Raw genomic sequence first — 18116 nt, forward strand, 5'->3', positions numbered from 1 at the left:
GGCGCAGCAAGACAATCACGGTGAGCGCCTGGCCTGCATATTCAGGTCAGGCGCTTGAAGCTGTGTTATTGCGGGTTAGCGCGCATGCTCGACAGCAAGGACTTGAGGCTCGCCGCCTTCGGCTTGACCAACCAGAACTTACGCAAGTAATCGTCCAGGTTTTCAAGCAGGTTAGCGCCCCACTCGCTGGCCGTTTCAGCCACGTACTCGGCCAGCACAGCTTGCAGATGGCTGCGATACGCCTCCATCGCTTCACTGTTGATGCGCTGGATTTCAACCAGCTCATGGTTGACCTTGTCGTAGAAGCTGTTGTCCAGGTCGAGCACATAGGCGAAACCGCCGGTCATGCCTGAGCCGAAGTTATAGCCCGTCTTGCCCAGCACACAGACGAAACCGCCGGTCATGTACTCGCAGCAATGGTCGCCCGTGCCCTCGACAACGGCATGGGCACCGGAGTTACGTACACCGAAACGCTCGCCGGCAGTGCCTGCGGCGAACAGCTTGCCGCCGGTTGCGCCGTACAAGCAGGTGTTACCGATGATGGCGCTTTCCTGGGTTGCAAACGGACTGCCTTGCGGCGGCGTGATCACCAGCTTGCCGGCCGTCATGCCTTTACCGACGTAGTCGTTGGCATCGCCTTGCAGGTACATGTTCAAGCCGCCTGCGTTCCACACCCCGAAGCTCTGGCCAGCAGTGCCTTTGAAGCGGAAAGTGATAGGCGTCTTGACCATGCCCTGATTGCCATGCTTACGGGCAATCTCACCGGAAACACGGGCACCGATGGAGCGGTCGCAGTTGCAGATGTCGAGCTCGAACTCACCGCCACTGGCCGATTCGATAGCCGCCGAGGCCAACTCGACCATTTTCTCGGCAAGCAGGCCCTGGTCAAACGGCGGGTTGCGATCCACAGTGCAGAATTGCGGCTTGTCTGCCGGAATCAGGTCACTGCCCAGCAGCGGGCTGATATCCAGGTTGTTCTGCTTGGCCGTTTCGCCCGGCAGGATATCCAGCAAGTCGGTGCGACCGATCAGTTCTTCCAGACTGGCCACACCAACCAACGCCAACCACTCACGGGTTTCTTCAGCGATGAACTTGAAGAAGTTCATGACCATTTCAACCGTGCCGATGAAGTGATCCTTGCGCAGCTTGTCGTTCTGGGTTGCCACGCCTGTAGCGCAGTTGTTGAGGTGGCAAATACGCAGGTATTTACAGCCCAGCGCAACCATTGGCGCCGTACCAAAGCCGAAGCTTTCAGCGCCGAGAATTGCTGCCTTGATCACGTCGAGACCGGTTTTCAAGCCGCCGTCGGTCTGCACCCGAACCTTGCCGCGCAGATCGTTGCCGCGCAGGGTTTGGTGAGTTTCAGCCAGCCCCAGTTCCCAGGGTGCCCCGGCATACTTGATCGAAGTCAGTGGCGAGGCACCGGTACCGCCGTCGTAGCCGGAAATGGTGATCAGGTCTGCATAAGCCTTGGCCACACCCGCCGCGATAGTACCAACGCCAGCCTCGGCCACCAGCTTGACCGAAACCAATGCCGATGGATTGACCTGCTTGAGGTCATAGATCAGCTGGGCCAAATCCTCGATCGAGTAGATATCGTGGTGCGGAGGTGGCGAAATCAGGGTGACGCCCGGCACTGCATAGCGCAGCCGTGCAATCAGGCCATTGACCTTGCCGCCCGGCAGTTGTCCGCCCTCGCCCGGCTTGGCGCCTTGGGCGACCTTGATCTGCAGCACTTCGGCATTGACCAGGTATTCCGGGGTAACCCCGAAGCGGCCGGTAGCCACCTGCTTGATCTTCGAGGTACGGATGGTGCCGTAACGCGCCGGATCTTCACCGCCCTCACCCGAGTTGGAGCGCGCACCCAGGCGGTTCATCGCCTCGGCGATGGCTTCATGAGCTTCTGGCGACAATGCGCCCAGCGAAATCCCCGCCGAGTCAAAGCGCTTGAAGATCGATTCCAGCGGTTCAACCTGGTCAAGGCTCAATGGCTTGTCGGCCATTTTCAGCTTGAGCAGGTCGCGGATCATCGACACCGGACGCGTATCAACCAGTGCGCTGTATTCCTTGTACTTCTCGTAGCTGCCCTGCTGCACTGCAACCTGGAGGGTATTGACCACATCTGGGTTATAGGCATGGTATTCGCCACCGTGCACAAACTTCAGCAAGCCACCCTGCTGGATCGGCTTGCGGTTGCTCCAGGCTTCCTGGGCCAACAGCTTCTGTTCGGCCTCGATATCGACAAAGCGCGCGCCCTTGATGCGACTGGCAACGCCGCGGAAGCTGAGGTTGACCACTTCATCGGACAAGCCAACCGCCTCAAACAACTGAGCACCGCGGTACGAGGCAATGGTCGAGATCCCCATCTTGGAGAGAATCTTCAACAGGCCTTTGGAAATGCCTTTGCGGTAATGCTTGAACACTTCGTAAAGATCGCCCAGCACTTCACCGGTGCGGATCAGGTCACCCAGCACTTCGTAGGCCAGGAACGGATAGACCGCCGAGGCACCGAAGCCGAGCAATACGGCGTAGTGATGCGGGTCACGCGCGGTGGCCGTTTCGACCAGGATATTACAATCGCAACGCAGGCCTTTCTCGGTCAGGCGGTGATGCACCGCGCCAACCACCAAAGAGGCATGCGCCGGCAATTTGCCTGGCTCGATGTTACGGTCGCTGAGCACCAGCAAGACCTTGCCACCACGCACCGCCTCTTCTGCCTGGTCAGCCATATTGCTGACTGCAGCCTGCAAGCCGATGCTTTCGTCATAGTTCATGTCGATGAAGTGACGTTCGAAGCCCGGGCTGTCCAGGTTCATCAGCGTCCGCCACTTGGCTGGCGAGATCACTGGCGAGCTCAGGATCACGCGGGTTGCGTGCTCTGGCGACTCTTCGAAGATGTTGCGCTCGGCACCGAGGCAAATCTCCAGCGACATGACAATAGCTTCACGCAGCGGGTCGATCGGCGGGTTTGTCACCTGCGCGAACTGCTGGCGGAAATAGTCATAGGTCGAACGAACGCGCTGCGACAATACCGCCATTGGCGTGTCATCGCCCATGGAGCCGACGGCTTCCTGGCCTTGTTCGCCGAGCGGGCGCAGGACCTGGTCACGCTCCTCGAAAGTCACCTGGTACATCTTCATGTACTGCTTCAGGCGCTCTGGTGAGTAGAAATCCGAACCATGGTCGTGGTCGTCCATGGTCGCCTGCACACGCACGCCACTCTTACGCAACCATTGCTTGTATGGGTGACGTGACTTCAGGCGATTGTCGATGTCGTCGGCATTGAGCACCTGGCCGGTTTCGGTATCGACAGCCAGCACCTGGCCAGGGCCGACACGTCCTTTGGCGATCACATCTTCAGGTTTGTAATCCCAGACGCCAATTTCCGAGGCGAGGGTGATATAGCCATTGCTGGTGGTTACCCAGCGAGCTGGGCGCAGACCGTTACGGTCAAGCAGGCACACCGCATAGCGGCCATCGGTCAGCACAACGCCGGCCGGACCATCCCAAGGCTCCATATGCATGGAGTTGTACTCATAGAACGCGCGCAAATCGGCGTCCATGGTCTCAACGTTTTGCCAGGCAGGCGGAATGATCATGCGCACGCCACGGAACAGGTCGATACCACCGGTGACCATCAACTCGAGCATGTTATCCATGCTCGATGAGTCCGAACCCACGCGATTGACCAATGGGCCCAGCTCGTCGAGGTCGGGAATCAGGCCATTGGCAAACTTGGTGCGACGCGCTTGCGCCCAGTTACGGTTGCCGGTAATGGTGTTGATTTCACCGTTATGCGCCAGGAAGCGGAACGGCTGCGCCAGAGGCCACTTTGGCAGGGTGTTGGTCGAGAAGCGCTGGTGGAAGACGCAAATGGCCGTCTGCAAGCGTTCATCACCCAGGTCCGGGTAGAACTGTTGCAAGTCAGCCGGCATCATCAGGCCTTTATAGATGATGGTCTTGTGCGAGAAGCTGCAGATGTAGTGCTCAGTGTCGTCGGCATTGGCGACCGAGGAGCGGCGGCGGGCACAGAACAGCTTGATCGCGAACTGCTGATCGCTAAGACCTTCACCACCAATGAACACCTGCTCGATCTGCGGCAAGCGCTCAAGCGCCAGTCGGCCCAGCACGCTGGTGTCGACCGGAACCTTGCGCCAGCCGATCAGACTCAGGCCTGCGGCCAGAATCTCTTTGTTCATGTTCTCGCGAGCAGCATCTGCCTTGGCCGGGTCCTGGTTTAAAAAAACCATGCCAACGGCATATTGCCCAGGCAACTCAACCGACAATTGCTCCTGGGCAATTGCCCGCAGGAACGCATCAGGCTTCTGCATCAGCAGACCACAGCCATCGCCAGTCTTACCGTCAGCGTTGATCCCACCACGGTGGGTCATGCATGTCAGGGCTTCGATAGCGGTCTGCAGCAGGTGATGGCTAGCCTCGCCCTGCATATGGGCAATCAGGCCGAAGCCGCAGTTATCCTTGAACTCATCAGGACGGTACAAACCTGCTTTCATAGGGACTCTCACCAGGCTGCCTCCTTTTTTAGGGAGGTAATTACTTTCTAATTCAACAACTTACCACGCACGCAGGGCACAGCCCCAACTTTGCGCAGGCAAAAGGGTGGTCATTGTACATAGCAGATCGGATCGTCACAAATTTTAGTGACGACCTAATGCAATCATATGTCGCGAAAACGATGTTTTAGACCAGACAGTCGTGCTAACGACCATCTGGTCATTTCAACCCAAGCCTTGGAATTAACGTGCCTGAGCGATCTCCAGCTTGATGCTGGCAAAGGTACGCGGCCAGGGCTTTCCTGCCTGCACCTTGGCCGGCATTTTAGCGATAGCGGCCTTGGCAGCTTCGGCAGTTGCAAAACTACCATGGGTTACGACGTACAAGGGCTTTCCATTGTAGAGTTTCTTGAAGTAGTGATAGTCGCCGCCATTTTCACTGATAAATGCCTTGGCATTGCTTTCCGAACTGGTACCCACAACTTGCAAGGTGTAGCGCGACCCGGCCTGATCAGCATACCAGCCGGTGATATTTGCCGGCTTGGCCGCGGGCGCTGTGCTTTCCGGCTTAGCCGCTGGCTTTGTTGCGGGGGCAGTGGCGGGCGTTGTTTTCACTGGTGTAACCGGAACCTCGGCAGGCACCTGTTTACGGGTGTCGACGAGCAAGCGCGGGTTGGTGTCTGGAGCGGGTTTGGCAACGGGCTCAGGCTCTACTGCCTCTTGCGCCTGGTTGTTGCTCACTTCAGGATCACGAATAACCGGCTGCGCCTTGCCCACGAGAGGCAGCGGCATTGGCTCGCCGGAGCCCGCAAACTCGATGGCCGGAGCATCCGGATTGCTGTTTTGGGCAACGCTACCAGAGGCGGGCTCTGCCGTCGGTTGCTGCTGAGGCTGGGCATTTTCTGTCGGTGCCTGAACCTGCTGTTCAGGCACCGCTGGCTGCTCGCGCCCCTGCATCATCCAGGCAACCAATACGCCGACCACTACCACGGCCAATGCGAGCATATGCTTGCGCGGGATATTCAAAGAGAACCCCGCGCTTTTACCCGCAGCACGCTTGGCCTGCATGGCGTCTACCAGCACCTCGCGTGCAGCCTGGTTAATCGCGCCCGGCCAGCCTTCGGATTGCTCATAAATAGTCGCGAGTTGCTCCTCGGAAAAGACTTCCAAGCCTTGCGCGGCACCTTCAAGACGCTGCGCAAGGTACTCGCGCGTATCCTCTTCGGTATAAGGCTGCAGCTCGATTACATGGAAGTGCTCTTCGCCGTCAGATACCTGGTCAAACCGTGGCAGCATTGCTGTATCGGCAAACAGAAAGACATGGGGGCGCCCCTCCGGACCACCAGCGGACAATGTCACCAGGTTACGCAAGTCACTGTCGCTGAGCTGCTCGGCGTCATCCACCAGGACATAAACTTCCTGGCCGGTTATGGCCAACTGCCCGACTTGGGCCAGGATGGACTGCATGTCCGGTTGCGCGACCTGCAGGCCTTGAGCCACCTGACGTAAAACGCCCATGCCCTCGCCGGCATTCTGGGTAACCACAACGCTCAGCACCGCCTGCTTATTTGTGCTGGCGACCAGAGCCTGGCGCAACAGCGTCTTGCCGCTACCTTGCGGCCCAGTTACGGCAAGCAATAACTGGCTGTAACGCGCCAGGTGATGCAGTTGCCCCAACACCGGCTTGCGTTGTGCAGGGAAGAACTTGAAGCCTGGCACCCGCGCAGCAAATGGGTCATGGCTAAATTGGTAATGGTCGAGGAACGCCTCGTCAGCGTGCAAACTAGTCATGGGACACTCTTTAATTTTTTAGCTGTTCAGCCATCGCTGCATAATCGGCGTTTAGCGTGGCACTTAAAATCTCGCGTGGATACTCACTGGTGACCACTGCGTCGCCCATCTGACGAAGCAACACCAACCTTAACTGACCATCGAGCACTTTCTTATCGACAGCCATATGCTCAAGAAAGTGCGCCGGCGTCATAACTTTCGGCGGAACGACTGGCAAGCCGGCAGCCTGGAACAGACGGATGGCACGATCGCGCTCAGCTGGCTCGATCCAACCCAGGCGCGTCGACATCTCCAGCGCCATGACAGTTCCGGCGGCAACCGCTTCACCATGCAGCCATACGCCATAACCCATGTGCGTCTCGATCGCATGGCCGAAGGTATGCCCCAGGTTGAGCGTTGCCCGCACCCCGGACTCCCGCTCATCGGCCGCGACTATACGCGCCTTTGCCGCACAAGAGCGCTCAATTGCCTGGGTCAAGGCTGCTTGATCCAACTCACGCAGCGCGGGCATATTCGCTTCGAGCCACTGCAAAAAAGGCTCATCGCAAATCAGGCCATATTTAATCACCTCAGCCAAGCCAGCGGATAGCTCTCGCTGCGGCAAGGTCATCAGGCTCTTGGTGTCGATCAGTACCGCTTGTGGCTGATAAAAGGCTCCAACCATGTTCTTGCCAAGCGGATGGTTGATCCCGGTCTTGCCTCCCACCGAGGAATCCACCTGCGACAGCAGTGTCGTTGGGATTTGCACAAAGTTGACGCCGCGCTGGTAACAGGCAGCGGCAAAGCCTGCCATGTCGCCCACAACACCACCACCCAGAGCAATAATTGTGGTGCGCCGGTCATGCCGGGCGGTCAACAGCCCGTCAAAGATCTGCTGCAGCACTTCCCAGGTCTTGAACTCCTCGCCATCGGGCAATACGACCGAGGTCAGGCTATAACCACTCAGCGCGGTTTCCAAAGCCTGCAAATACAAGGGGGCAACGGTTTCATTGGTAACAATAGCCACCTGGCGGCCAGCAATATGCTGGGCAAGCAATTGTGGCTGCGCAAGCAGATCGGCACCGATATAAATAGGGTAACTACGCTCACCTAGCTCGACTTGAAGAATTTGCATGCCGCCCCCTGTCAGAAAAGGGCTCTAGGATAGCGCAGTTCTGGCTGCGCTTTAACGGGGAGGAAGCGCTTCTAGTCGTTCAAGTATCTCTTGCACGACCATTCGCGGCGGGCGTTCATCGGTTTCGATGACAACATCGGCGATTTCACGGTACAGCGGGTCACGCAGAGCCAGTAGGTCACGCAGGACTTTGCCTGGATCATGGGCACGCAGCAGGGGGCGATTACGGTCTCGCGCAGTGCGGTTGATCTGCTGCTCGACCGAGGCATGCAAATAGACCACCCTGCCGCCACGATACAAAGCTGCACGGTTCTCCGGGCGCATCACCGCACCACCACCGGTGGCCAGCACTATGCCCTGAGACTCGCACAGTTCAACGATTACCGACTGTTCACGCTCACGAAAGCCTTGTTCACCTTCAACATCAAAGATCCAGGGAATATCGGCACCGGTACGGTGTTCGATTTCCTTATCGGAATCCTTGAAGGGTAAACGCAACTCTTTGGCTAACAAACGCCCGATGGTGCTTTTTCCAGCGCCCATCGGGCCAACAAGTATCAGATTTTGCACTTAATCAACGGCTCACCGCGACAGCTTGGGTGTTCATGATGCGCGGGGTGAGGAAGATCAGCAACTCAGATTTTGAGTCCTCGACGATATCGCGTCTAAACATGCGGCCAAGGTATGGCAGGTCACCCAAAAACGGCACCTTATCAACCCCTTTGCGCTGCTCGTTGGAGAACACGCCACCGATCACGATAGTCTCGCCATCGTTGACCAGCACCTTGGCATTGACCTCATTCTTACGAATGGTTGGCGTGCCGTTGACCTGGTTGGCGAAGTCCGGCTCATCCTTGTTCACTTTGACTTCCATGATGATCCGGTTGTCAGGTGTGATCTGCGGAGTCACTTCGAGCGACAGAGCGGCCTCAACGAAGGTTGTGGAAGTCGCACCGCTTGATGAAGCTTCCTGGTAGGGAATATCCGCACCCTTGAGGATCTTCGCGGTTTCTTTATCCGAGGTCACAACCTTAGGCTGCGATACAACCTCGCCGTTACCGGTCTTTTCCATCGCCGACAATTCAAGGTCGAGAATGGTGTTGTCGGTTACAAAGCCAATACCAAGCGATGAAGTGGCGTTGGTAACCCCCATATCGACGAAGTTACCCAATGCAGTCGCCGGGTTGCCGCCGGAACCGGTACGGTTACCACCGCTGCCGCCGACAATGAAGTTGCCATTGCCGACCTGCGCACCGCGCCAGTTAACGCCCAGGGACTTGTCATAGTCGACGTTGGCTTCAACAATTCGCGCCTCGATCATGACCTGGCGTACAGCAACGTCAAGCTGGGCAACAACACGACGCAACTCATCAAGACGCTCTTGGGTCTGGTAGGCAATGATGCTGTTGGTGCGGTCGTCGACCGTGATCGAACCACGATCATCTGCACTGCCGTTGGCACTGGTCACCGACTGGAACAGCTTCGCCATGTCGGAGGCTTTGGCGTAGTTGACCTGGATCAACTCACGACGCAGTGGCGCCAACTCGGCGATTTGCTTTTGCGACTCGAGTTCTTGACGCTCGCGCGCTGCGATCTCATCTGCCGGAGCGACCAGCAGGACGTTGCCCACCTTGCGCTTATCCAGGCCTTTGGTTTTCAGTACCAGGTCCAGCGCCTGGTCCCAAGGCACGTTTTGCAACCGCAGGGTGATGTTACCGGCAACGGTATCACTGGCGACCAGGTTGAGATCGGTAAAGTCAGCGATCAACTGCAGCACCGAACGCACGTCGATGTCCTGAAAGTTAAGCGAGAGCTTTTCACCGCTGTAGGCAAAGCGCTCGGTCTTGCGTTTTTCAGCATCATCCTTGGTCAGCGGCTTGATGCTCAGCGTCAGCTTGTTGTCGGTCTGGAAGGCCAGGTAGTCATAAAAGCCGGTTGGCTCAATGACGATGCTGGCTTTATCCGCCGAACCAGTGGCGCTAACAAACTGCACAGGCGTGGCGAAGTCCTTGACATCCAGGCGTACGCGCAACGCTTCAGGCAATTGGGTCTTGGCAAAGTCCAGGCGGATCTTGCCGCCCTGCTCTTGAATATCCGGGCTTACCGAAGGATCGGACAAGGTGATGACAACATTACCCTCGCCCTGATCGCCACGCTGGAAATCAATGTTGCTGATCGCCTTAGTCTGAGCGACATAACTTCTGGTTCGTGGCTTCTTATAAGTAGTGGCCGCCTGGGCCGGAGCCGCCGAAGCGGTTGCCGCACCTGCACCAACCAGAACGAACAGGTTGTTGCCCTCGACACGGGTGCTGTACGGGGCCAGGTCCGACAGGTTAATGATCAAACGCGTGCGATCCTTGGCCTCGACAACCGTCACGCTGCGCGCATTACCGACGCCCAGCTCGCGATTTTTGGTGCCCAGCTTGTTGGACACGCCAGGCAGGTCGAGCGCAATGCGCGCCGGTTGCTCGATAGTGTATCCACGTGGCGCCGCCACAGGTTCGTCGAACGACATCTTCAACTCAACGCGATCACCTGGCAACGCAGCGACATCAAGCGCCTCTAGATTAGCTGCCAACAGCACAGGCGAAAGCAGAACTCCCAACAAGGAGATACTTAGACGTGTAAGGGAGCTATTCATTCTCAGGTTCCGTTTGGCAAACAGATTATTTTTTTTCATGTTCTCTCCGCTCATTTAAGAGCGCTCCTTGAGGGAGAGGCTTCGCGGACGTTCCAGCCAGCCACCTTCACCATCGGGAACGATTTCAATCACATCGATTTGTGATTCGCTGATAGCAGTGATGCGCCCATTATTACGACCAAGGTAATCCCCAACCTTGACCCGGTGAACGCCTCCTGCACCGCTAACCAGGGCATAGGTCCCACGATCGTTGGCCAAAGTGCCGACCATCTCGAAAACCTCGATATTGAAGCCTTCAAGGAACTGCTTCACCCGCGTTTCGTCGGGCTTGATTTCCTTCGAGCCCTTGGCTCGCTGCATCATTTCGATCTTCACTGGCGGCTGGAATGGGCTCCTCAGCGACGCGGCGCTGTAGGTAAAGCTTTCATAAGGCTGGAACTTCGGCAGCGGTTCGATGGAACCCTTTGGCCGAGCTCGTACCTCATCCATATAGGCCTGCAAATCAGCAAAATCACTGCTCGAACCACAGCCGCTAAGCGTCAATACCGTTAGGAAAGTTGCTAAATGGGCGCGCTTCATTTCTGCACCCCCTTATCGTTATAACGGTAGGTTTTAGCAAGAATCGACATACGCAGCTTGCTCGTTGTGTCTTTACTGGCCGGCACAAGATCAAAGTCATGCAGCGTTACAATACGCGGCAGGCTGGCGACCCCGCTGACGAAGGTAGCCAGGTCGTGATAAGTACCAACCACCTTGATCTGTATCGGCAGCTCGATATAAAACTGTTGCGTCACTTCCGGCAGGAGCTTGATCTCTTCAAACTCGAGACCACTGCCCAGACCGGTGCGCGTAATGTCTTCGAGCAGGCCAGGCACCTCGGTGTCACTCGGCAGTTGCTTGAGCAGCGCGCCGAAGGAAACTTCCATTTCCTTCATTTGCTCTTTATAAGCCTCCAGGTTTGCAGCCTGAAAAGCCTTGGACGAGAACTGCTCCTTGAGCGTGACCTCTTCCTGCTGCTTGCCCGAGAGCTGGGTTTGCAAATCTTCCAAGTGGAATTTATAGCCCAGTGCCAGCACCAGAACTAACAGCAGTGCACCCGCAATCACCTTGACCGCTGCAGGCCAGGAGCCAACATTATTCAAATCAAGGTCGTTTAGATCGACCTGCTTCAAACTTTCCAGCGATTCTCTCAGGCTCATTTTTTAACTTCCTCGCCATCAAGCTTCGGCTGGGTTTGCTGCACCGTCAGCTGAAACACGTTTGCCTGATCAACCGCTCCAGCAGTCACCGCCTTAACTTCGGTCAAGTTAGGTTCGGTCAACCATGGTGATGAGTCGAGATTGCGCATTAAATTGGATACACGGTTATTGGATTCAGCGGCACCGACAATCGCGATGTTCTTACCGGTCATTTTAAGCCCGGTGAAGTAAACGCCATCGGGCAGAGTTCTCACTAACTGATCAAAAACCCGGCCAATAATCGGCCGATTGCCCTGCAAGTCCTGAATGATTTTCATCCGCTCAAGCAATTGCTCACGGCGTTTTTTCAGCTCGCTGATTTCCTTGATCCGGGTGTCGAGCACAGCAATTTCTTTACGCACAAATTCATTACGCGCATTTTGCTGTTCAATCGCACTGCTTAAGTACTGATCGCCCAAAAACACCAGGCCAGCAGATACCGCCAGCACGCCGCCGAGAGCAACCAGGAAACGCTGCTTGCGCTCCTCGCGTAACTGCTCTCGCCACGGAAGTAAGTTGATCCGTGCCATTAGTCGAAACTCCTCATCGCCAGACCACAAGCAATCATCAGTGCCGGCGCATCACTGGCGAGCGCCCCCGCATTGACCTTGCTACTTAACGCCATGTCAGCGAACGGATTAGCGACCAATGTCTGCGTGCCGATCTTCTGTTGAATCAGGCGATCGAGATCAGGGATAGAAGCCGTGCCTCCAGCCAACAGGATGTAATCGACATCGTTGTACTGGCCAGCTGCAAAGAAGAATTGCAACGAACGCGAGACCTGCTGCACAACCGCCTGCTTGAACGGCTGCAAAACCTCGCTGTCGTAGTCATCTGGCAATCCGCCTTGTTTTTTCGCAAGGCCAGCTTCCTCGACAGACAAGCCATAGCGACGCTGGATTTCTTCAGTCAGCTGCTTGCCACCGAACATCTGCTCACGCGTATAGATGGTCTTGCCGTTATGCAAGACACTCAAGGTGGTCATGGTTGCACCGATATCGACAACCGCCACGGTCAAGTCATCATCACCGGAGCCCAGTTGCTCTGCGAGCAGGGCGAAGGAGCGCTCGAGCGCATAGGCCTCAACGTCCACCACCTTGGCAGTCAGGCCAGCGAGGGCCAAGGCGGCTTCGCGAACCTCGACATTCTCTTTGCGACATGCCGCGAGCAACACCTCAACTCGTTCAGCATTGCGCGGCGACAACCCCTGGACTTCAAAGTCGATAGCAACTTCTTCCAGTGGATAAGGAATGTATTGATCCGCCTCGATCTTCAATTGATTCTCAAGATCATCATCGGAAAGCCCGGCTTCCATTTCGATGGTCTTGGTAATCACCGCAGAACCCGCAACTGCAACCGCGACAGTCTTGACTCCGGTTTTGGCTTTAGCGAGCACGCGCGTCAGTGCCTGGCCGACCCCCTCCATCTCGGCGATATTCTTTTCAACTACAGCATTAGGTGGGAGTGGCTCAACAGCATAGGCCTCTACTTTGTAGCGGCCTCCTGAGCAACTCAACTCGAGGAGCTTTACCGAGGTCGAACTGATATCAATCCCCAGCAGCGTATTCGCTTTCTTATTGAAGAGCCCTAGCACGACCGATTTCCTATTGGCATCCGTTACTTACGGACTATTTATGTTTTTCTACATTAAATAACAGTCTTGACAGAAGCGCAAATGGCTCCCAGTGGAAAAAAACGCTTATAATGTGATCGATTTTTTCCTTTTAGCTTTGTCTTGTTCTTAACTCATTCTTTTATCTGGAAATCCAAAAATCTTGATGCGTTTGCTGAAATTCTTTGCTTGGTCCTGTGTCGCCATTTTTTGTGGCCTGCTACTCAGTTTAAGTGGTGCGTTCCTCTACCTAAGCCCGAGCCTGCCCTCTGTCGACTCATTGCGTAGTATCCAGCTGCAAATACCCTTGAGAGTATTTAGCAGCGACGGAAAACTGATCGCCGAATTTGGTGAGATGCGACGCTCCCCCATCGAATTCAAAGATATCCCGCCTGACTTCATCAACGCATTACTGGCTGCCGAAGACGATAACTTCGAGCACCATTATGGCGTCGACCCGAGTAGTTTGATGCGCGCTGCCACGCAAATTTTAAAAAGCGGCCAAATTCAAACCGGCGGTAGCACTATTACCATGCAGGTCGCCAAAAACTACTTCCTGACCAACGAGCGCAGTTTTTCCCGGAAAATCAACGAAATCCTGCTGGCCCTGCAAATAGAACGCGAACTCAGCAAGAACGAAATTCTCGAGCTGTACGTCAATAAGATCTACCTCGGCCAACGCGCATACGGTATAGAAGCAGCATCACAGGTTTATTACGGCAAACCCATCGGTGAGTTGACGCTCTCCCAACTGGCAATGATTGCCGGGCTCCCCAAGGCACCATCGCGCTATAACCCACTGGTAAACCCGACCCGTGCCAAAGAACGTCGCGACTGGATTCTGGGCCGTCTTCACCTGCTCGGAAAAATTGACGAACAACGCTATCAGGAAGCACTCGCCGAGCCAGTCAACGCCAGCTACCACGTCGCCGCCCCGGAACTCGCTGCACCCTATATCGCCGAGATGGCCCGCGCCGAAATGGTCGGCCGTTACGGCAGCGATGCCTATACCGAAGGCTTCAATGTCTACACCACTGTACCCAGCAACCTGCAAGAAACGGCCAACAGTGCGCTGCGCAGCGGCTTGCTGTCTTATGACCAACGCCACGGCTATCGCGGCCCTGAAAGCCGCCTGCCGGGCATGACCAAGGAAACCTGGCTGGCTGAGCTGGCCAAGAAATCCCAGCTTGGCGGCCTTGAACCCGCAATTGTCACCCAGGTTGAGAAGAGCGGTATTCTGGTCCTGACCCGCGACGGCAAAGAAGAAGCCGTCAACTGGGAAAGCATGAAATGGGCACGCCCCTTCCTCAATACCAACAGCATGGGCCCTCGCCCCAAACAGCCGAGTGACGTAGCCCAGGTCGGCGACCTTATCCGCGTGCAACGCCAGGAAGATGGCAGCCTTAACTTTGTACAAATGCCGGCCGCCCAAGGCGCGCTGGTTTCGCTTGACCCCAAGAACGGTGCAATTCTCGCGCTGGTTGGCGGCTTCTCGTTCGAGCAAAGCAACTATAACCGCGCAATTCAGGCCAAGCGCCAGCCAGGATCAAGCTTCAAACCTTTCGTTTACAGCGCCGCCCTCGACAAAGGCTACACCGCTGCGACCCTGGTTAACGACGCCCCGATCGTCTTTGCCAGCAGCAACACCGATGAAGTCTGGCGCCCCAAGAATGACAACAACACCTTCCTGGGCCCGATCCGCTTGCGCGTCGCCCTGTACAAGTCGCGCAACCTGGTTTCGATCCGACTGCTACAGGCGATTGGCGTTGAATACGCCCGCAACTATGCGACCAAGTTCGGCTTCAATAAACAAGACCTGCCGCCAAACTTGTCCCTGGCCCTCGGCACCGCCGACCTGACGCCGATGGAAGTTGCAGGAGGCTGGTCGGTATTCGCCAATGGCGGCTACAAGACCGAACCCTACTTGATCCAGAAAATTGACGATCGTCACGGCAAAACCGTATTCACCGCCAACCCGCCGACGGTGCCCAGCGTAGAGCAAACTGAAGACGAGCAATTGCAAGAACTGGCCCAAGACAGCGCCGGCCAGGCAGCACCTGAAGCACCGGCACTGGAAACCGACGTTGCAGCACCAACCGAAGCTACAGATCCACAAGCCCCGGTAGAACCCGCTGTTGCCAAGCGCATCATTGACGCGCGCACCGCCTATATCATGACCAGCATGCTTCAAGACGTGATCAAACGCGGCACCGGACGGCGCGCGCTGGCACTTGGTCGCGACGATCTTTCCGGCAAAACCGGCACCACCAACGAGTCGAAGGACAGCTGGTTCTCAGGCTACAACGCCGACTACGTCACCACCGTATGGACCGGTTTCGACCAACCGGAAAGCCTCGGTCGGCACGAGTTTGGCGGCACCGTCGCCCTGCCAATCTGGATGAAGTACATGGGCGCCGCACTCAAGGACAAACCCAGCAATCCACCGAAAGAGCCACCTGGAATACTGACGCTGCGCATCGATCCTTTCAGTGGGCGCACCGCATCGCCCGGCACGCCTGGCGCCTATTTCGAACTGTTCAAGAACGAAGATACGCCACCTTCGATGGGAGAGATCGATCCCAACCTCGGCGTACCCGGCAGCCCATTGCCAGCCGATGACTCGGCCCCGATCGACCTGTTCTGAGGCGCCGGGCTCACAACATGCGTGAGCCCGAACAGCGCGCATAAAAAAACCGCCGAAGCGGTTTTTTTATGCGTCAGGCTTAACCCTTGAACACATCATCCACCGATTGCAGCGGATAGTGCGCAGGGTATGGCAGCGTGGCCACGCCGCTCTCGATTGCCGCCTTGGCAACAGCATCAGAGATCAGGGTGATCAAGCGGGCATCCATCGGCTTCGGAATGATGTACTCGCGGCCAAAGGACAGCTCAATGCCACCGTAGGCGTCGCACACTTCCTTGGGCACTGGCAGCTTGGCCAGGTCACGCAGCGCAATTGCAGCAGCGATTTTCATCTCTTCGTTGATGCGCGTAGCACGAACGTCAAGGGCGCCACGGAAGATGAACGGGAAGCCGAGTACGTTGTTGACCTGGTTTGGATAGTCGGAACGACCCGTCGCCATGATCACGTCGCTGCGTGTGGCGTGCGCCAGTTCTGGCTTGATTTCCGGGTCCGGGTTGGAGCAGGCAAAGACGATTGGGTTTGCCGCCATCCGCAGCAGACCTTCAGGGCTGAGCAGGTTTGCACCGGACAAACCTACAAATACGTCAGCACCGTCAAGCGCGTCATCCAGGGTGCGCTTGTCAGTTTCGCTGGCAAAGACAGCCTTGTACTGGTTGAGGTCATCACGGCCAGCGTGGATAACACCCTTGCGGTCGATCATGTAGATGTTTTCGACCTTGGCGCCCATGCTCACCAGCAACTTCATGCATGAGATGGCTGCAGCGCCGCCACCGAGGCAAACAATCTTGGCTTCTTCGACAGTCTTGCCGGCGATTTCCAGCGCATTGAGCATGCCTGCGGCTGTCACGATCGCGGTGCCATGCTGGTCATCATGGAACACCGGAATATCGCACTGTTCGATCAGCGCGCGCTCGATTTCAAAGCATTCAGGGGCCTTGATGTCTTCAAGGTTGATGCCGCCGAAGGTGATGGAGATACGCTTTACGGTGTCGATAAAGGCCTGCGGGCTTTCAGAATCGACTTCGATATCGAACACATCGATACCTGCGAAACGCTTGAACAGAACACCTTTACCTTCCATAACAGGCTTGGAAGCCAATGGACCCAGGTTACCCAACCCCAGAATCGCGGTGCCGTCAGAGATCACCGCAACCAGGTTACCTTTGCCGGTGTACTGGTAGGCCAACTCAGGATCTCGGGCAATTTCACGCACAGGCTCGGCAACGCCTGGGCTGTAGGCCAAAGACAAATCACGAGCAGTTGCAGTTGGCTTGGTCAGCTCTACGCTAAGCTTACCCGGACGTGGCTGGGCATGATATTCGAGAGCGGCAGTTTTCAAATCAGACATATTGGCGTTCCGCTTTTTTGGGCTGTTAATGCAGACCGTCGAGGATACGCAAATTGTATACAGCTGCACAAGACTGTTCGGTCAGCCTTAGCACTAAACACCCCGGCCTTGCCTACTGCGAAGGTTCTTAAATCCAGCTAAATCCGAACCTTGGTTGTGCATAATTACGGCGTCAAGGCAGCACCTGCATCATTGACTGATGCCCCAGGGTCAACATCCAGCGTGCCTGCTTTTTCGTTTTGGCTGAACGCCGGGTTCGGTCGACCACCCAGCCGCGCGCCTCGATTGATCGCCCAGTCAAGGCGCTGCCATGCACCCTGATAAAGTCATCAACCTGCTCTACCGGAACACGCAACACCAGCGAGCCCCCCATCTCCAGCCAAAGGCCACCACGGTTACGCTGCACTTGCCTGACCTTGCCGCGCACCATGGCGAAACCACCTGAGCGCAGCGATTCAGGTTCAACCACCGGGGATTTGCGCCATAACCCAAGCCCGGCCTCCCGGGCAGATTGTTCTGCGCCTTGCAAGCACTGCCACTGTCCAAGATTGGGTGCTAGCGCCACCCAATAGCCAAGTCCCTCGACAAGCAACTGCGCCTCAAGGCTGCGTCCCTGAACATCAAATACATGGGCAAGCGTGCGCCCATAGCGATCCTTGGGCTCAACCCCAAGCTGCAGGGTTACCTGCCCGCCACTGGCAGCGACCAATGCACTGAGGCGGCGCCGTGCCTGCACCGCATAGGGTTCGACGCTTCGCCCTTTGCGGGCCATCTCGGGCGCATTGATACCGATCAAGCGCACGCTTCGCCCATCGACCAGACGCAGCGTGTCACCATCGACTACCCGACTGACTTCCACCGGCGCCCCAACAATCGTTGCAGGGCAAAGCGCCAGGGCAGGAGAAAGGTAAAGCCCGGAAACAAAAAAGGCGCCCACCAGGGACGCCTTTTTCAGTTTCGAGAAGAGCACCATCGGGCGACTCTTGACGATTCGGCTGCTTACTTGGCGCCGAACACACCGAAACGCTGCTTGAAGCGGTCGATACGGCCGCCAGCGTCCAGGACTTTCTGCTTACCGGTGTAGAACGGGTGGCACTCAGAGCAAACGTCGAGGCTCAGTGGCTTGGCCAGAGTCGAACGCGTGTGGATAACGTTACCGCAGCTGCAAGTAGCTTCGATAGCGACGTATTCTGGATGGATATCGGCTTTCATCG

13 protein-coding genes are annotated in these 18116 nt (G+C 56.5%); 1 reads left to right on the top strand and 12 read right to left on the bottom strand.

The annotated features are described in order from the left end of the window. Nucleotides 1-65: 65 nt before the first annotated feature. The 9 genes from gltB to CHB79_RS10810 form a co-directional block, all read right to left on the bottom strand. Complete coding sequence (gene gltB, locus CHB79_RS10770; protein WP_089359854.1) at nt 66-4514, bottom strand: glutamate synthase large subunit; 4449 nt, start codon at nt 4512-4514, stop codon at nt 66-68. A 243-nt stretch (nt 4515-4757) separates the two neighbouring features. After that, nucleotides 4758-6305 (bottom strand): AAA family ATPase, encoded by a 1548-nt coding sequence (locus tag CHB79_RS10775; protein ID WP_089359855.1) that lies wholly within the window; start codon nt 6303-6305, stop codon nt 4758-4760. 10 nt (nt 6306-6315) lie between these two features. Next, complete coding sequence (aroB, locus tag CHB79_RS10780; protein ID WP_089359856.1) at nt 6316-7419, bottom strand: 3-dehydroquinate synthase; 1104 nt, start codon at nt 7417-7419, stop codon at nt 6316-6318. 51 nt (nt 7420-7470) lie between these two features. Further along, a complete protein-coding gene (gene aroK / locus CHB79_RS10785; protein ID WP_089359857.1) occupies nt 7471-7989 on the bottom strand; it encodes a shikimate kinase AroK in 519 nt (172 codons plus the stop codon). Nucleotides 7990-7993: 4 nt separating this feature from the next. Next, entirely contained in the window at nt 7994-10060 is a 2067-nt protein-coding gene (locus tag CHB79_RS10790) for a type IV pilus secretin PilQ (protein WP_089359980.1), read from the bottom strand. Nucleotides 10061-10114: 54 nt separating this feature from the next. After that, complete coding sequence (pilP, locus tag CHB79_RS10795) at nt 10115-10639, bottom strand: type 4a pilus biogenesis lipoprotein PilP (protein WP_089359858.1); 525 nt, start codon at nt 10637-10639, stop codon at nt 10115-10117. Further along, complete coding sequence (pilO, locus tag CHB79_RS10800) at nt 10636-11259, bottom strand: type 4a pilus biogenesis protein PilO (RefSeq protein ID WP_010488515.1); 624 nt, start codon at nt 11257-11259, stop codon at nt 10636-10638. The genes pilP and pilO overlap by 4 nt, the downstream gene beginning before the upstream one ends. Further along, nucleotides 11256-11828 carry a type 4a pilus biogenesis protein PilN gene (gene pilN / locus CHB79_RS10805; RefSeq protein ID WP_010488517.1) on the bottom strand — a complete coding sequence of 191 codons (573 nt, stop codon included), beginning with the start codon at nt 11826-11828 and terminating at the stop codon, nt 11256-11258. The genes pilO and pilN overlap by 4 nt, the downstream gene beginning before the upstream one ends. Next, nucleotides 11828-12892: a pilus assembly protein PilM gene (locus CHB79_RS10810; RefSeq protein ID WP_089359859.1), complete on the bottom strand. Its 1065-nt coding sequence runs from the start codon at nt 12890-12892 to the stop codon at nt 11828-11830. The genes pilN and CHB79_RS10810 overlap by 1 nt, the downstream gene beginning before the upstream one ends. A 181-nt stretch (nt 12893-13073) precedes the next feature. Between CHB79_RS10810 and CHB79_RS10815 the strand changes: the two genes are divergently transcribed. Further along, on the top strand, nt 13074-15554 hold the full coding sequence (locus CHB79_RS10815; RefSeq protein WP_089359860.1) for a penicillin-binding protein 1A: 2481 nt from the start codon (nt 13074-13076) through the stop codon (nt 15552-15554). Nucleotides 15555-15633: 79 nt separating this feature from the next. Here the strand turns inward: CHB79_RS10815 and CHB79_RS10820 are convergent, their stop codons facing one another. From CHB79_RS10820 to rpmE, 3 genes are all read right to left on the bottom strand, one after another. Then, on the bottom strand, nt 15634-16902 hold the full coding sequence (locus CHB79_RS10820) for a malic enzyme-like NAD(P)-binding protein (RefSeq protein WP_089359861.1): 1269 nt from the start codon (nt 16900-16902) through the stop codon (nt 15634-15636). Between the two features lie 172 nt (nt 16903-17074). Beyond that, nucleotides 17075-17875: a thermonuclease family protein gene (locus CHB79_RS10825; RefSeq protein WP_089359862.1), complete on the bottom strand. Its 801-nt coding sequence runs from the start codon at nt 17873-17875 to the stop codon at nt 17075-17077. A gap of 26 nt (nt 17876-17901) precedes the next feature. Beyond that, on the bottom strand, nt 17902-18114 hold the full coding sequence (gene rpmE / locus CHB79_RS10830; protein ID WP_010488526.1) for a 50S ribosomal protein L31: 213 nt from the start codon (nt 18112-18114) through the stop codon (nt 17902-17904). Between the last annotated feature and the right edge of the window lie 2 nt (nt 18115-18116).

Source organism: Pseudomonas segetis, assembly GCF_900188155.1.
In the GTDB taxonomy this organism is placed as follows: Bacteria; Pseudomonadota; Gammaproteobacteria; order Pseudomonadales; family Pseudomonadaceae; genus Aquipseudomonas; species Aquipseudomonas segetis.

Excerpts from the sequence above, each read along its gene's own strand:
- pilP (WP_089359858.1), bottom strand. The coding sequence starts at position 10,639 with ATGAAGCGCGCCCATTTAGCAACTTTCCTAACGGTATTGACGCTTAGC.
- CHB79_RS10825 (WP_089359862.1), bottom strand. The coding sequence starts at position 17,875 with ATGGTGCTCTTCTCGAAACTGAAAAAGGCGTCCCTGGTGGGCGCCTTT.
- CHB79_RS10820 (WP_089359861.1), bottom strand. The coding sequence starts at position 16,902 with ATGTCTGATTTGAAAACTGCCGCTCTCGAATATCATGCCCAGCCACGT.
- CHB79_RS10775 (WP_089359855.1), bottom strand. The coding sequence starts at position 6,305 with ATGACTAGTTTGCACGCTGACGAGGCGTTCCTCGACCATTACCAATTT.
- pilN (WP_010488517.1), bottom strand. The coding sequence starts at position 11,828 with ATGGCACGGATCAACTTACTTCCGTGGCGAGAGCAGTTACGCGAGGAG.
- pilO (WP_010488515.1), bottom strand. The coding sequence starts at position 11,259 with ATGAGCCTGAGAGAATCGCTGGAAAGTTTGAAGCAGGTCGATCTAAAC.
- aroB (WP_089359856.1), bottom strand. The coding sequence starts at position 7,419 with ATGCAAATTCTTCAAGTCGAGCTAGGTGAGCGTAGTTACCCTATTTAT.
- CHB79_RS10790 (WP_089359980.1), bottom strand. The coding sequence starts at position 10,060 with ATGAATAGCTCCCTTACACGTCTAAGTATCTCCTTGTTGGGAGTTCTG.
- gltB (WP_089359854.1), bottom strand. The coding sequence starts at position 4,514 with ATGAAAGCAGGTTTGTACCGTCCTGATGAGTTCAAGGATAACTGCGGC.
- rpmE (WP_010488526.1), bottom strand. The coding sequence starts at position 18,114 with ATGAAAGCCGATATCCATCCAGAATACGTCGCTATCGAAGCTACTTGC.